14 protein-coding genes are annotated in these 14212 nt (G+C 68.4%); 8 read left to right on the top strand and 6 right to left on the bottom strand.

Features of this window, described 5'->3' with window-relative positions; all coding sequences use genetic code 11:
* Position 1 precedes the first annotated feature (1 nt).
* Together PMI14_RS02915 and PMI14_RS02910 are read right to left on the bottom strand one after the other, a co-directional pair.
* The gene (locus PMI14_RS02915) at positions 2 to 1138 is read right to left on the bottom strand and encodes a zinc-binding dehydrogenase (protein ID WP_007849309.1); all 1137 of its coding nucleotides are present in this window, start codon (positions 1136 to 1138) and stop codon (positions 2 to 4) included.
* A 67-nt stretch (positions 1139 to 1205) separates the two neighbouring features.
* Positions 1206 to 2072, bottom strand: a complete 867-nt coding sequence (locus PMI14_RS02910) for a LysR family transcriptional regulator (protein WP_007849307.1) — start codon at positions 2070 to 2072, stop codon at positions 1206 to 1208.
* 84 nt (positions 2073 to 2156) lie between these two features.
* On the opposite strand from PMI14_RS02910, the gene PMI14_RS02905 reads away from it, so the two are divergent.
* From PMI14_RS02905 to PMI14_RS02895, 3 genes are all read left to right on the top strand, one after another.
* Positions 2157 to 3146: a DMT family transporter gene (locus PMI14_RS02905; RefSeq protein WP_007849302.1), complete on the top strand. Its 990-nt coding sequence runs from the start codon at positions 2157 to 2159 to the stop codon at positions 3144 to 3146.
* Positions 3147 to 3201: 55 nt separating this feature from the next.
* Positions 3202 to 3663 (top strand): SMI1/KNR4 family protein, encoded by a 462-nt coding sequence (locus PMI14_RS33325; RefSeq protein ID WP_007849297.1) that lies wholly within the window; start codon positions 3202 to 3204, stop codon positions 3661 to 3663.
* Positions 3664 to 3853: 190 nt separating this feature from the next.
* Positions 3854 to 4360, top strand: a complete 507-nt coding sequence (locus tag PMI14_RS02895) for a DUF1801 domain-containing protein (RefSeq protein WP_007849294.1) — start codon at positions 3854 to 3856, stop codon at positions 4358 to 4360.
* Here the strand turns inward: PMI14_RS02895 and PMI14_RS02890 are convergent.
* On the bottom strand, positions 4357 to 5358 hold the full coding sequence (locus PMI14_RS02890) for an endonuclease/exonuclease/phosphatase family protein (RefSeq protein WP_007849292.1): 1002 nt from the start codon (positions 5356 to 5358) through the stop codon (positions 4357 to 4359). The genes PMI14_RS02895 and PMI14_RS02890 overlap by 4 nt on opposite strands.
* 195 nt (positions 5359 to 5553) lie before the next feature.
* Between PMI14_RS02890 and PMI14_RS02885 the strand changes: the two genes are divergently transcribed.
* Both PMI14_RS02885 and PMI14_RS02880 read left to right on the top strand, forming a co-directional pair.
* Positions 5554 to 5979 carry a DUF6882 domain-containing protein gene (locus tag PMI14_RS02885; protein WP_035202118.1) on the top strand — a complete coding sequence of 142 codons (426 nt, stop codon included), beginning with the start codon at positions 5554 to 5556 and terminating at the stop codon, positions 5977 to 5979.
* A complete protein-coding gene (locus tag PMI14_RS02880) occupies positions 5957 to 6424 on the top strand; it encodes a hypothetical protein (protein WP_146187971.1) in 468 nt (155 codons plus the stop codon). Before PMI14_RS02885 ends, PMI14_RS02880 begins: the two co-directional genes overlap by 23 nt.
* A gap of 6 nt (positions 6425 to 6430) precedes the next feature.
* On the opposite strand, the gene PMI14_RS02875 is transcribed toward PMI14_RS02880, so the two are convergent.
* From PMI14_RS02875 to PMI14_RS02865, 3 genes are all read right to left on the bottom strand, one after another.
* Positions 6431 to 7048 (bottom strand): hypothetical protein, encoded by a 618-nt coding sequence (locus PMI14_RS02875; protein ID WP_007849288.1) that lies wholly within the window; start codon positions 7046 to 7048, stop codon positions 6431 to 6433.
* Positions 7049 to 7166: 118 nt separating this feature from the next.
* Positions 7167 to 8318, bottom strand: coding sequence for a hypothetical protein (locus PMI14_RS02870; RefSeq protein WP_007849287.1), 1152 nt, complete (start codon positions 8316 to 8318; stop codon positions 7167 to 7169).
* Entirely contained in the window at positions 8291 to 10144 is a 1854-nt protein-coding gene (locus PMI14_RS02865; protein ID WP_007849286.1) for a bifunctional UDP-sugar hydrolase/5'-nucleotidase, read from the bottom strand. The genes PMI14_RS02870 and PMI14_RS02865 overlap by 28 nt, the downstream gene beginning before the upstream one ends.
* 257 nt (positions 10145 to 10401) lie before the next feature.
* Here PMI14_RS02865 and PMI14_RS02860 point away from each other — a divergent pair, with 257 nt between their 5' ends.
* Genes PMI14_RS02860 through PMI14_RS02850 form a run of 3 tightly spaced genes read left to right on the top strand, consistent with a single transcriptional unit; the run spans position 10402 to position 14106 of the window.
* Entirely contained in the window at positions 10402 to 11616 is a 1215-nt protein-coding gene (locus PMI14_RS02860; RefSeq protein WP_007849284.1) for an ROK family protein, read from the top strand.
* Positions 11613 to 13100: a sugar ABC transporter ATP-binding protein gene (locus PMI14_RS02855; RefSeq protein WP_007849278.1), complete on the top strand. Its 1488-nt coding sequence runs from the start codon at positions 11613 to 11615 to the stop codon at positions 13098 to 13100. Before PMI14_RS02860 ends, PMI14_RS02855 begins: the two co-directional genes overlap by 4 nt.
* Positions 13081 to 14106 carry an ABC transporter permease gene (locus PMI14_RS02850; RefSeq protein WP_007849265.1) on the top strand — a complete coding sequence of 342 codons (1026 nt, stop codon included), beginning with the start codon at positions 13081 to 13083 and terminating at the stop codon, positions 14104 to 14106. Before PMI14_RS02855 ends, PMI14_RS02850 begins: the two co-directional genes overlap by 20 nt.
* Positions 14107 to 14212 lie beyond the last annotated feature (106 nt).

Below are 14212 nucleotides of genomic sequence, written 5' to 3'. Positions count from 1 at the left end.
ATCACTCCGTCGACGGATCGATCAGCACCTTGGCCCCGGTATTGCGCGGCCCATAGAAGGCAATGGTCTCGGCGCCCAGTGCCCCGGCCAGCGACACCGTGCGTGCATAGTGGCTGGCAAAGGTGGTCTTGAGCTCGGCCGCCACGCGCTGGCGCAGGGCCTGGGCGGCGTCGTTGCCGATCTTCTGCAGAAACGGGAACAGCAGCCAGCCGCCCACGCCCCAGGCCATGCCGAAGCTGCGCTGGATCTCGGTGGGGCGCGTGTCCAGGTGGCCGTACAGGTAGACCTGCTTGTGCACGGCAGAGCCGTAGCGGCTGTACTCCGTGGCCTTGCGGTTGATGGCGGCTTCCATGCACTGCAAAATCTGCCCGGCCAGCGTGCCGCCGCCTGTGGCGTCGAAGGCGATGGTGGCGCCCGTGGCGGCCAGCGCATCGGTCAGCTCGGCCATGAAGCCCGGCGAACTGCTGTCGCAGACGTACTGGGCGCCGATCTCGCGCAGCAGCACCGCCTGCTCGGGCTTGCGCACGATGTTGACCAGGCCGATTCCGTCCTTCTGGCAGACCTTGTTGAGCATCTGGCCCAGGTTGCTGGCCGCGGCCGTGTGCACCAGGGCGGTGTGGCCCTCGCGCTTCATGGTCTCCACCATGCCCAGCGCGGTCAGGGGGTTGACGAAGCACGACGCCCCCTCGGCCGCCGTGGTGCCGGCCGGCAGCGGCAGGCACTGCGCGGCAGGCATGGCCCGGTACTGCGCGTACATGGCCCCGCCGATCAGCGCCACCGTGCGCCCGAGCAGCGCCTGGGCTGCTGGAGACGAGCCGGCTGCGACCACCAGGCCCGTGCCTTCGTTGCCCACGGGCATGCTCTGCCCCAGGCGCGCGGCCATGCCGGGCATGGCGCGCTCGGGGATGCGGGCGGTCACCACGGGCCGCCCGGCGCTGCCAGCCACCTGCACGGTAGACAGATCGGCCGGCCCGAACAGCAGGCCGATGTCCGATGGGTTGATCGGCGTGGCCTGGATCTGCACCAGCACCTCATCGGGCCCCGGTGTGGGCACGGGCGTCGGTTCGAGGCTGATCTGCAGCGTGCCGTCGGGCTGCACGAGCGAGCGCAGTTGCAGGGCAGTGGAGGGGATGGTCATGGGTGTCTCCGGGGAAATGTGCTGCATTCTCTCCCCTGTGAGCGATCTCTGCTGTCACCCACTTGGCTTACTGGGCCAGTGTCCGCACCATCTGCTCATACATCGCATCCACGGCCGGTGAGCGCTGCGACGCCTTGCTGCGCAGCACCGACACGTCCATCGAATCGAGCGTGGGCAGGTCGAACTCGGCCGGCAGGTTCTGCAGGATCTGCAGGTTGGGCGGCACGCTGCAGCGCGTGAGCACGGCCACGGCCAGGCCGCTTTCCACGGCGGCCAGCTGGCCGGCCAGGCTGGAGCTGTGGTAGACGATGCGGTAGGCGCGGCGCCGCGCAGCCAGGGCCTTCATGGTAGCGATGCGCGCCAGGCTGGCCGATTCGTACACCGCAATCGGCAGCGGGTCGCGCCGCCAGGCCTCGAACTGGGCCACGCCCACCCAGACCAGCGGCTCCTGGAATAGAAAGCGCCCGCGCTGCGGCTTGTCGCGCGAGACCAGGGCCAGGTCGAGCTCGCCGCGCACCACGCGCGGGATCAACGAGGTCGACTGCTCGCAGGTCAGCTCGATCTCCACCCCCTGGTAGCGGTGCGAAAAGCTGCGCAGCACCGGCGTGAGGTAGGTCGATGCATAGTCGTCCGGCACGCCCAGGCGCACCCGGCCCGCCAGCCGCGGGCCGAACAGGGCGGTCTGCGTCTCGGCCTGCAGCTCCAGCATGCGGCGCGCGTAGGCGAGCAGCTCTTGTCCCAAGGGCGTCAGCTCCAGGTGGCGCGGGCCGCGCAGCAGCACCGGGCGGCCCAGCGCCGCTTCGAGCTTCTTGATCTGCATGCTCACGGCCGACTGCGAGCGGTGCACCAGCGGCGCCGCGCCCGAGAGCGAGCCGGCATCCACCACGGCGACGAAGGCGCGCAGCCAGTCGATCTGCAGGTCGGGGTAGTTCATGCGTGCAATGTATTCGATTATCGAATGGCTGTTCTGCGAACTATGCGCTTTACCTCAGTAGGCAAAGCCCCGACGATTGGCGCCATGAACCACAAGGTCTCCGCACTATCCGCATCACCTGCCACCCTCACCAGGAGCTCTGACCCCGCAGGCATTGCCCGCGAGCGCACAGGCCAATGGCTCATGATCGCCGGCGGCATTCTGCTGGGCACCATCGGCGTCTTTGTCGAAGAGGCCGGCCAGCACCCGCTGGTCACGGTGTGGTTCCGCTGCGTGTTCGGCGCGCTGGCCCTGGTCGCCTGGTGCCTGGCCACGGGGCAGGGGCGCGAGCTGCTGCTGCGCGACCAGGCCAGGAGCCGCTGGGTGGCCTGCGCCACGGGCGTGTTCATGGTGCTCAACTGGGCGCTGTTCTTCGCGGCCATCCCGCGCACCTCCATTGCGGTGGCCACGGTGATCTTCCACGTGCAGCCCATCTGGGTCATCGTCTTCGGCGCCTTGTTCCTGCGCGAGACGATCTCGGGCACCCAATGGGCGGCCACGCTGGCGGCCCTGGCAGGGCTAGTGCTCACCACCGGCCTGCTCGATGGCATCCCGGCCGGCACGGCCGATGGCGGAGCCTATGTGGCCGGGGTGCTGATGTGTCTGGGCGGCTCGTTCTGCTATGCCGCCGTCACGCTGCTCGCCAGCCGCGCGCCCGCGCCCATCAGCCCGTTCGCCCTGTCGCTGTGGCAGTGCCTGGTGGGGGCCGTGCTGCTGGCCTGGGCGCCACTGGTTTTCGGCGGGCCGCACACCGCTGCCGCCTGGGCCTGGCTCACGGGCCTGGGCGTGCTGCACACGGGCCTGGCCTATGTGATCCTGTTCGCCGGCATGGCCCGGCTGGCGCTGGGCAAGGTCGCGGTGCTGCAGTTCGTCTATCCGCTTACCGCGGTGCTGGTGGACTGGGCGGTGTACGGGCGCACGCTGAGCCCGGTGCAATTGGGTGGCGTGGTGTTGATGGCGGCGGCGCTGTGGACCATACGGCGGCCGAAACGGGCCGGCCAGGCGATCCACAGCCGTGCCACCACCAGCCGGTGACTGCCGTTCGGCAGATGCACAATGGAGTCTGCCGTTTTGACGAGGCTGGACCCTGATGAGCAAGGAACCTTCCCTGGGCGTTTCTGAAGAAATGATCGCGACTGCGGAGTCCGAGCTGGGCTTGCGCTTCCCGGAGGAACTACGCAACGCCTGGAAGCAGTACAACTGCAATGAACTGCGGGGCGGCTGGCGCGTATTTCCGGTCTTTGACCCGGCCAACCCACGCAAGACCTGTGGCAGCGTGACCTACGAAAACCTCAAAGGCGCGTGGGGCCAGGAGGTGATGGCCCAGGACCTGGTGTCGATTGCCGACAACGGTACCGGCAACCAACTGGTGCTGAAAGTGACATCGGGCTTGGCCGAGGCCCAGGTCTACCACTGGAGTCACGAGACCCGCAAATTGACGCCCTGGAAGCCGGGCATTGCTTCCATCCACGCGGCCGCAGGCAGGTCGCGCGCTAATGTGCTTCGGCTGCAAAAGCGTTTCGCCAACGCCCCCTCCACCGGGGGCAACTGACTGCGCGACAGGTCGGGCCTCTGCGCCGTGTCGGATATGCCACGGGCGACAGTCGGCTGCGTTCCGAGGCGATGCCCTCACCCGTCCCCCGGGGTGTGAGTGTGGGATCTGCCTTGCCGAACGGCCGCATGCCCGCAGCCGATAAACTGGCACAGGGGCAGCAACTGCCCGCATCCAGGAGACGCCCGAAATGACAGGACCCACCAAGGCCGGTACCCGCAAGAGCAGCCAGACGCCGAAGTCAGCCCCACCCGAAGGGCAGGGCGAGCCCGCGGCGCCCCTAATCGACGCCAAGATCCGCGACCTGGCCGACTGGCGCGGTGAAACCCTGGCCCATCTGCGCAAGCTCATGCACGAGGCCGTGCCCGATGTGATCGAGGAAGTCAAATGGATGGGCGTGCCCGTCTGGTCCCACGCCGGCATCCTGTGCACGGGCGAGACCTACAAGCAGGCCGTGAAGATGACGTTTGCCAAGGGCGCCTCGCTGCCCGATCCCAAGGGCCTGTTCAACTCCAGCCTGGAGGGCAACACCCGGCGCGCCATCGACGTGCGCGAGGGCGAGGTGGTCAACGAGGCAGCCTTGAAGGCACTGTTCCGTGCGGCGGCAGACTTCAATGACCTGCAGGCCGCGCAGAAGAAGGCCAGTCCCAAGGCGCCGCCCGCCAAGAAAGTGCCCGCAGCCCGGAAAGCTGGCTAGGGCGCTGGGACCAGGCGCACCACCACTGGCCGGTGGTCCGACCCCAAATCGGGCCCGGTGCGCGAGTCCAGCACCTGCCAGCCGCTCGATGCCAGCACATGGTCGAGTGGCAGCACCGACAGCCAGCCAAAGGCATTGGGCCAGCTGGGTGCAGCCCCATTGGCGCGGCGCAGGGTGGCTTCCACCGTGAACAGGCTGCGTGCCCAGGGGGTGGTGTTCAGGTCGCCGGCCAGCAGGGCCAGCCCTCCGGTTTGCGCAAGGCGCCCGGCCTCTTGAACCAGGGCACGGTCGCGGGCCTGGGCGAAGCCTTCATCCAGCGGCGGCATGGGGTGCAACGCGCTCAGGTGCACCGCCTTGCCATTCCAGGCCACGGTAGCGCGCAGCTGCAGGGTGTCGCGCAGGTCCTGCGGCTGCAGCGTCTGCAGGTCCGACAGGGGATGGCGCGACAGCACGGCCAGGCCGAATGGATCGGGCTGGGGGACTGCCAGCCGGTGGGGGTAGCGCGCGGCCACCGCGGGGTTGCGCATGAGCGCCTGGTGGGCCAGTTCGGTGAACTCCTGCAGGAACACCACATCCGGTGCACCGGCCGATGCCAGCCAGGCAGTGAGCGGGTCGAAGTCGGTGGTCGACGCGTTGAGGTTGGCGCTGCCCACGGTCAGCACGGCGTCGGGGCTCGATGGCTCGGCGCCACGCGGCAGCATGGCCGGCTGCCACAGGAAGCTACTGCCCAGTGCCAGCACCGCCAGGGCCAACCACCCGCGGCCCATGCTGCCGGGGGGGCGCGCCAGTGCCAGCACACCCAGCGAGATCGCCCCCACCACCGCGCAGAGCCATTGCCAATGGGCTGCCAGTTCCACCAGCCATTGCAATGTGGGCACCTGGTCCGCCGGCAGCATGCGCGAAACCGGCGCCGTGAGGGCGCCCAGGACGCACAGCCAGGCCAGCCACCGGGCCCTGGCGGTGATGAAATTCGGAATCTGCGGACGGCGTTGTGGCATGCGGTCAAGGGGCAGAGCGACGGGGGAAGGTGCAGGACAATTTGCGGAATGTACTGATCGTGGAATAGTGCCTGGGTTGGACGGCCGGTGGGTACTGTCCAGCCTGCAGCACCACCATACCCGGATACTATCGCCCGAAATCCCATGCATCTCCATCGCCACCATCAGGACACCACAGACGCCAGGTTTGCAGACTTGCTGCGCATTGCCATGGACGGGTACCGGGTCAGGCAGGAGGCCTTCAGCCAGGCCATTGCCGGCTTTTCTGCATGGAACATCGACGAGGAAACGGCGACGCTGACACTCACCGGCGATGGTGGCCAGGCGACCTGCGTGTACCAGGCGACCCCCATCGTCACCTACCTCCCCGCGTCGGAAAGTCTCGCCTGGGTGTGGGCCAACTACGCCTTCCCCGCACTGTCCAGGAGCAGGGCCGGCCGGGTCAGGGAACTGGCGCTGGAGACCGGCTACCAGGTGTTCGAAACCCCGCAGCTGCGCGCCAGCCCTGGCGACATGGACGAGTTGTGCGCCCTGGCCCTGCACCATCTGCAAGGCGTTGCCGTGTTCAAGGCCAAGGGCCAGGAACCTTGGGTCTGCTATGTCCTGCATGCAGTCGCCTGAGCTGCGCGCCCAGCCGCTGCCCCGCGTTGTCGTTGTTCCCCGCCCCCCATGGGCGGGACCGGTGGACATGGAGCGGTGCGACCGCTTCGAGGATGTGGATCACGATGCCCTCCAGGATTTGCGCGCCGTGATCGAGGCCGAGGTGTGGCGCCGGGTGGTGCAGTACGCCAGCGGGTTTCCGGCTGGCAATGCATTCCCCGATCTGGAAAGGCTGACCGGAGAGTGCTACCTGTCTGCCGAGCGCTATTGGATTCAGGACGAGCCCTGGTTTGCGAAGGTCGGCAGACAAAGGGAGGTGTGCTTCAGCTATTTCGTGCGCTGCCTTGAGCGTCAGAACGCGCTCAATGCAGATGATCGCGACTATCTGGGCCTGGAGGTCCACTTCCGGTGGCGGCGCGAGTCGGGCAGTTTTCACTGGGTCGCCACGGACTCCAGCAGCATCTAGATTGCTTCAGGCCGTTGCCCAGCGCTCCTGGTTGCGGTCGTCGGCAATCCCCCTCAGTTCATCGCCCCGCCACACGCAGATCCAGTCCACGGGCAGCGCCATCGCTGCCAGCAGGTGGGGGCGCAACACCAGCAGTTGATGAAGCCGGATCGCTTCCAGGTCCTCGGCGCCCGCCGCCGCGGGCCCATCGGCCAGCCCGACATACCACCCGGAATCTCCCGGTGTGGGTTCGGACCGCTGGGCGTAGATGCCGGGTTCGGCCAGGCAGCCCTTTTGTACGACCACCTTGTCGTCGAAGCGCGCCGCCAGGCCTTCGCTCCCCACGCGGCGCAGCAGGTCGGTCTGGGCCGCCAGGATGCGCAAGGTGGTGGAGACCTCTGCCCGGGTGAGTGTCAGCGGGTCGGTGTCGAAGGCTGGCTCGCGGACTTCCAATACCCCGTTGGCCGTGGCCGCCAGGGTCAGGACCGACCAGCCCACCTGCACCGTCGTGCCGCTTGCCAGACCTGGCCCTGCGTGGTCCCGGCTGGCAATCAGGTCCAGAAGCCATTGGCCCTGGTGGTCCAGATCGCCGTGGCAGGCGAGGGTCAAGAGGCCGTGGGCAATGGATTTCTGAAGGGTGATCATGGGGCAGTGTGGCGTCGCTCGGGTGTGCTGCGAGATGGTAGCGGCTGCGCCGACCCGGGTTCCACCACGCAGCCAGCAGACGGGCCTGCAAAAGCGCAGGCCTTGCAGCTTGCCCGCCTCAGCGGGCGGCGATCACCTGCAGGGTGCTGCGCAGCGCTGCTTCGTACACCGCGTCGGGCCCCAGGCGGCCGCCGTCCCTGGACACAGGCAGCGCCACGCGCCCTGCGAATGCTTCGCGCAAACGGGTCGCGGCCACCAGCCTGACGCCGCCACCATCGGACAGCGCGACGCCTGCGAAGCGGCCAGCCTGGTCGAAGACGGGCCCGCCGGGCGCCATGCCCTGGTGCATGGACGGATCGAGGTCGCGGTCCCCCTGCGTATCCCTGGCGGCGCCGACGAAGCCCGTGCGCAGCAGGGGCCATGCAGCCCCCGCGCCACCGGCCTGCGCATACCCCACGGCGAACGCCACGGCACCGGGGAAGACATCGGCGGGAACCATGCCCAGGGACGGCGCGGGCAGCGGGCTGCCCAGGCGCAACAGGGCGATGCCGCCCGCGCCGCGCCCCTGTATGGGGGAGGCCGGGGCCAGATGTCCCAGCCCGTTGCGCACCCACAGCCGCCGGCCACCGGCGACGGCCCGCGCAGGCACCAGTGCCGTGCGGCCTTCATCCACCAGCGTGCCGGCTGCGACCAGGTGCGCGCCGCGTGGCAACCCGGTCGAATCGCCATAAGGCGCCAGCCGCGCGGGCGGCAGCAGCATGTCACCACTCGCGTGCGGCGCACCCGACGCCAGTTCACGGCCCACGCTGGCCACCAGCGGCTGCGACGGCGCGCGCGCCTGGGCATCGGCAAGCAGCTTGCGGGCGATCACATCCTGCCCGCCTGCGTGCAGCAGCCATGCGTACAGCGCCGCACCGCCCACCGCGTCGAGGTGCGCACCCGCCGTGTGCGCGCCAAACGCCAGCGCGCGCCGGTACTGGCCCGACTGCATGTAGCTGCGCACCAGGCCCATCTCGGTGTCGGCAGAGTGCAGGATCAGCGCGGCACGGTCGAAGCCCTGCTCGGCTTTCTCTGCATCGCCTTCCGCCAGCGCGGCCTCGGCTTCGCGCAGCAGGGCTTCGCGTTCGCGCAGGCGCTCGGCGTCGGGCGGGCGGGCGGCTGCCGCCTGCATGATCGCCTTGAGCTTTTCCTCGGACGCTGGGGAGGCCGCCAACGGGCCCGCTGCCAGCCCCAGCAGGCCGATCAGGACGTCACGGCGCCGGTCGGACATGCGGCGTTGCTGCCAGTGCCGGTGCGGTTGATGCGCACGCTGCCGGCATCGTTGGGGTTGTTGCCCAGCGTGTACGGTGCCTTGGGCGCCTTGAAGCCGGACAGGTAGGCCACCAGCGCATCGATGTCCTGCGCGCCGCCCAGGCGGTTGGTGCCCTTGAGGAAGGTGGAGTAACCGTCGCCGCCGTCGGCCATGAAGTTGTTCATCGTGACGCGGTAGGTCTTGGCCGGGCTGGCGACCGTGCCCGAGGCGTCGACGATGGTCTCCGTCGAAGCCCCGTTGCGCAGCGTGACATTGCTCACGCGCGCGCCGCAGGCCTTGGCGCCGTCCCAGGTGTACTTGAAGCCGTTGGACGGCAGCATCACGCGCGTGGCCGTGGTCGACTGGCCCTTGCACCCCGCGAACTGCTCTTCCAGCACGTCCTTCAGGTCCTGCGCCGTGAGCGACATGGTTACCAGGCTGTTGCCGAACGGCTGCGTGGTGAAGGCTTCGCCGTAGGTGACGTTGCCGGCCCCTTCGCCCACCGCGCTGCTTGCAAAGGTGAAGCCGGGGTTGCGCACGCCGCCGCCGTTCATCAGGGCGATGACCGCTGAGCCGAACGTGGGGCCCTGCGTGGCCGCCAGCATGGCGTCGGCGACCAGGTCGCCGGCCGGCATGTTGCAGGCGCCATCGGTGCGGCTGTTGGGCAGCTCGGCGGCGATGGCACCGATCACCGTGTTGGCAATCGGCGAGACCAGGCTGTTGTAGCCCGCGATGATCCTGGCGACGGCTGCGTCGGCCGACACGGTGGGGTCGTTGCGCACCACCAGGCGGTTGGTGGTGGCGATGGCCGTGATGTCGCGCGTGGACGGGTCGATGGTCAGGTCCATATCGGTCAGCACGCGGCCGAACGAGCTGGAGCTGGTCACCGGGATGGTGCGGCCCGTGGCGTTGGGCAGCTTGCAGTTGTAGGCGGCGTGGGTGTGGCCGCTGATCACGGCGTCCACCGCGTTGTCCAGGCCCTTGACCAGGGTGGCGATGCCCGAGCCGGCGAGCGCGCCCTCGCAGCCGTTGATGTCCGACACCGTGCCAGACTGAAAGCCGCCCTCGTGCACCAGCACGACGATGGCTTCGATGCCCTGGCCCTTGAGCTCGGGGATCAGGTTGTTCACCGTCTGGATTTCGTCGCGGAACTCCAGGCCGGCCACGCCCGTGGGCGTGACGACGGTGGGCGTGGCCTTGAAGGTCATGCCGATGAAGGCCACCTTGACGCCCTTGAACTCCTTGACGCCATAGGCCGGCAGCAGGGGCTTGCCGGTGGCGGTGGCGATGACGTTGGCCGACAGCCACTTGAATTTGGCGCCCTCAAAGGGCACCGGCGTGCCTGCCACCGCGCCCTTGCAGCTGTTGGGCTCGCCGGCCTTGCAGCCGCCGTTCTGCAGGCGCAGCAGCTCGGCCGAGCCCTTGTCGAACTCGTGGTTGCCCACCGAGTTGAACTCCAGCCCGATGCGGTTGAGCGTTTCCACGGAAGGCTCGTCCTGGAACAGCGCGGAGATCAGCGGCGAGGCGCCGATCGAGTCGCCCGCACCCACTACCACGTTGTTCGGGTTCTGGGCCTTGAGCTTGGCGACATGGGCCGCCATGAACTCGGCGCCGCCCACCGGTGGGCGCTCGGCCGCCGGAACGGCGGCACTGGCGCCGAAGGTGCCCGGGGATTCCAGGTTGCCGTGGTAGTCGTTGAAGCCGATCAGCTTGACGGTGAACGGTGGCTCGCTGCCGCCGCTGCTGCAGGCAACCGCGGTAACAGCCAGCGCGGCGCAGGCCGCGGCAATCATTCGCAAGGTCATGGATCCCTCTGTTGGTGGTGGTTTTTGGGCAGCTGGCAAGCAGCGTGAAGTGGGCGCACTCCAGCCTGCTGCCCAGTGGAGCCCGGCACCGTGACAAAGCCATGAAGAACTTTGGTCTAAATTAGGTCTAAGTTAAGTCTTGTGTGGCCTAAGTGGGCCGCATAGTATTTGCCCAACGCGTCCATTTGAGGCGCTGGTGACCCAGGCAAGGCCCACTACGGCCCCTGGGATCCCATGACAAGAACAGGAGACAAGCCTTGGCACGCTGGCACAACTGCGGCACTGAAGACCTGGACGTTCTGCAGACCATTTTCTGGTCGGCGGGTGCGTCGCGGCATGCGCTGGCGCAGCGGCTGGCCTATTCCAAGAGCAAGGCCAACGCCATGGTCGCGGCCTTGCTGGACGAAGGCCTGCTCGACGAGGTGGGCCTGCAGGAGTCCTCCGGCGGCCGCCGCGCCGAAACCCTGCGCCTGAGCGAGACCCTGGGCGTGGTGATCGGCGCCGACCTGGGCGCCACCAGCATGCAGGTGGCCATCATGCGGCCCGACATGACGGTGCTGGCGCGGCACCGCGAACCCATCGACGTGCGCCAGGGCCCGGGCGTGATCCTGGCGCGGCTGCGCGGCCTGATGCGCGAGCTGATGGCGCGCTGCGGGCTGCCGGCCTCGCAGGTCATCGCCATCGGCATGGGTGTGCCCGGACCGGTGGATTTTGAAAGCGGCCAGCTGGTCAACCCCCCGCTGATGCCCGACTGGGACGGCTTTTCCATCCGCGACTATCTGCGCGAGGCTTTTGCCGCGCCTGTCTTCGTGGACAACGATGTGAACCTGATGGCGCTGGGCGAGTTGTGGCGGCTGCAGCGCAACCTGCCCAACTTTTTGGTCATCAAGGTGGGCACGGGCATCGGCTGCGGCATCGTCTGCCACGGCCAGGTGTACCGGGGCGCCAACGGCTCGGCCGGCGACGTGGGCCACATCTGCGTGGACCAGGCCGGCCCGCGCTGCCACTGCGGCAACCAGGGCTGCGTGGAGGCCATGGCCGCCGCGCCCGCCATGGCGCGCATGGCGCTGGCGGCGGCCCAGGCAGGCGAAAGTGCCTTGCTGGCCGAGCGCCTGCAGGCCACCGGCACGCTGACCACCGAAGACGTGGCCCAGGCCAGCCGCGCGGGCGACGTGGCGGCCAACGCCATCATCCAGCGCGCGGGCAGCCTGGTGGGGCAGATGCTGGCCTCCATCGTCAACTTCTTCAACCCGTCGCACGTGTTCATCGCCGGGCGGGTGGCGGACATGGGGCCGCTGTTCCTGGCCTCGGTGCGCCAGAGCGTGTACCACCGCTCGCTGGCCCTGTCCACGCGCCACCTGGAGATCCAGTACGCCCCCCTGGCCGACGATGCCGGCGTGGTGGGCGCGGGGGTGCTGGCCATGCAGGAGAGCATGGCGCAGTCATCGCGTTCGGGAGGGACTGCACGATGAGCGTCGCTGTCGAGTTCCGCAACGTCACCAAGGAGTTCGGCCCCGTGCGCGTGCTGCACGGCGTGGGCTTCGCGCTGCAGCCGGGCCGCGTGTACGGCCTGCTGGGCGAAAACGGCGCGGGCAAGTCCACGCTGATGAAGATCCTGGCCGGCTACGAAAGCCCCACCACCGGCGAGGTGGTGGTGGACGGCGCCGTGCGCGCCCCCGGTGGCGGCTCGCGCGCGGCCGAGGCCCAGGGCATCGTGCTGATCCACCAGGAGTTCAACCTGGCGGACGACCTGACGATTGCGCAGAACGTCTTCCTGGGGCATGAAATCAAGAAGGGCTTGTTCCTGAATGACAAGGCCATGCGCGAGAAGACGCGTGCGGCGCTGGCCCAGGTCGGCCTGCCGCTGGACCCCGACACGCGCGTGAAGAAGCTCATCGTGGCCGAAAAGCAGCTGGTGGAGATCGCCCGCGCGCTGGCCCGCAATGCACGCCTGCTCATCATGGACGAGCCCACCGCCACGCTGACCCCCGGCGAGACGGAGCGCCTGTTCGCGCTGATGGCCGGGCTCAAGGCTGCGGGCGTGACCATCATCTACATCTCGCACAAGCTCGACGAGGTGGAGCGCACCACCGACGAGGTGGTGGTGATGCGCGACGGGCTGCTCGTGGCGCGCGAGCCCACGGCCAGCGTCACGCGCCGGCAGATGGCCAACCTGATGGTGGGCCGCGAACTGGCCGACCTGTTCCCCGCCAAGCTGCCTGCCCCGGCTGGCGCACCCGCGATCAAGGTGCGCGGCCTCACCGTGCCCGGCTGGGCGCAGGACATCGATTTCGAGGTGCGCCGCGGCGAGATCCTGGGTTTTGCCGGCCTGGTGGGCGCCGGGCGCACCGAACTGTTCGAAGGCCTGCTGGGCCTGCGCCCGCGCTCGGCCGGCACGGTGGAGCTGGCGGGCAAGACCGTGCAGCTCAAGAGCCCGCGCGATGCCGCGCGCCATGGCCTGACCTACCTGAGCGAAGACCGCAAGGGCAAGGGCCTGCACGTGCACTTCAGCCTGCGGCCCAACCTCACGCTGATGGCGCTGGAGCGCTATGCCAGCCCCTGGCTCGACCCGGCGGCCGAACAGACCGCGCTGCGCGATGCGGTGCAGGAGTTCGGCATCCGCACCGGCTCGCTCGACGTGCGCGCCTCGTCGCTGTCGGGCGGCAACCAGCAAAAACTCGCGCTGGCCAAGGTGCTGCACCCCGGCCCCAGCGTGGTCGTGCTCGACGAGCCCACGCGCGGCGTGGACGTGGGCGCCAAGCGCGAGATCTACCACCTGGTGCAGCGCCTGGCGGCGCAGGGCCTGGCGGTGATCGTGATTTCGTCCGAACTGATGGAGCTGATCGGCCTGTGCCACCGCGTGGCGGTGATGCGCGCCGGCCGCTTGCAGACCACGCTCCAGGAACCCCATTTGACCGAAGAGGAGTTGATCGTCCATGCCACAGGTACCCGCTGAAAACGCCCCCACCCCCCAGGTGGCCGGCAGCCGCCACGGTGCCGCAACCGCCTGGTGGGGCAAGCTGCACGGACTGGGCCCGGTCATCGGCCTGGTGCTGCTGTGCATTGCCGGCACGCTGCTCAACAGCAACTTCGCCACCTACGACAACGTGATGAACGTGCTCACGCGCACGGCCTTCATCGGCATCATCGCGGTGGGCATGTGCTTCGTCATCATCTCGGGCGGCATCGACCTGTCGGTGGGCTCTATGGCTGCGCTGATCGCAGGCTCGGTCATCCTGTTCATGAACGCCATGGCGCCCGTGCTGGGCTCGCCCATGGCCGCCGTGGTGGTGGGCATGGCGCTGGCCGTGGTGCTGGGTGCGGTGTTCGGGCTGGTGCATGGCCTCTTGATCACCAAGGGGCGCATCGAGCCCTTCATCGTGACGCTGGGCACGCTGGGCATCTTCCGCGCCTACCTCACGTACTTCTCCAACGGCGGTGCCATCACGCTGGAGAACGATCTGTCGGACCTCTACAGCCCCGTGTACTACGCCAACCTGCTGGGCGTGCCCATCCCCGTGTGGATCTTCCTGCTGGTGGCGCTGGTGGGCGGTGTCATTCTCAACCGCACGGCCTACGGTCGCTATGTGCAGGCCATCGGCTCCAACGAGCAGGTGGCGCAGTACGCCGCGGTGGACGTGCACAAGATCAAGATCCTGACCTACATGCTCCTCGGGGTGTGCGTGGGCATCGCCACGCTGCTCTACGTGCCGCGCCTGGGCTCGGCATCGCCCACCACGGGCCTGCTGTGGGAGCTGGAAGCCATTGCCGCGGTGATCGTGGGCGGCACGGTCCTCAAGGGCGGGTCGGGCAGCATCACCGGCACGGTGGTAGGCGCCATTCTGCTGTCGGTCATCAGCAACATTTTGAACCTCACCAGCATCATCAGCGTGTACCTGAACGCGGCGGTGCAGGGCTTCGTGATCATTGCAGTGGCCTTCATGCAAAGAGGCAAACGGTGATGGATTTTATGGATTGGTTTTCTCGGTAGGTCGTTTGACTTTCGTGTTCCCCAGCCGGCCAGCTTCCATGGCCTTTTTCATCAAAGCAACAGCAACAGGAGACAAC

This window comes from Acidovorax sp. CF316 (genome assembly GCF_000276605.1).
In the GTDB taxonomy this organism is placed as follows: domain Bacteria; phylum Pseudomonadota; class Gammaproteobacteria; order Burkholderiales; family Burkholderiaceae_C; genus Acidovorax.
This window is presented reverse-complemented; position numbering and strand designations above follow the sequence as displayed.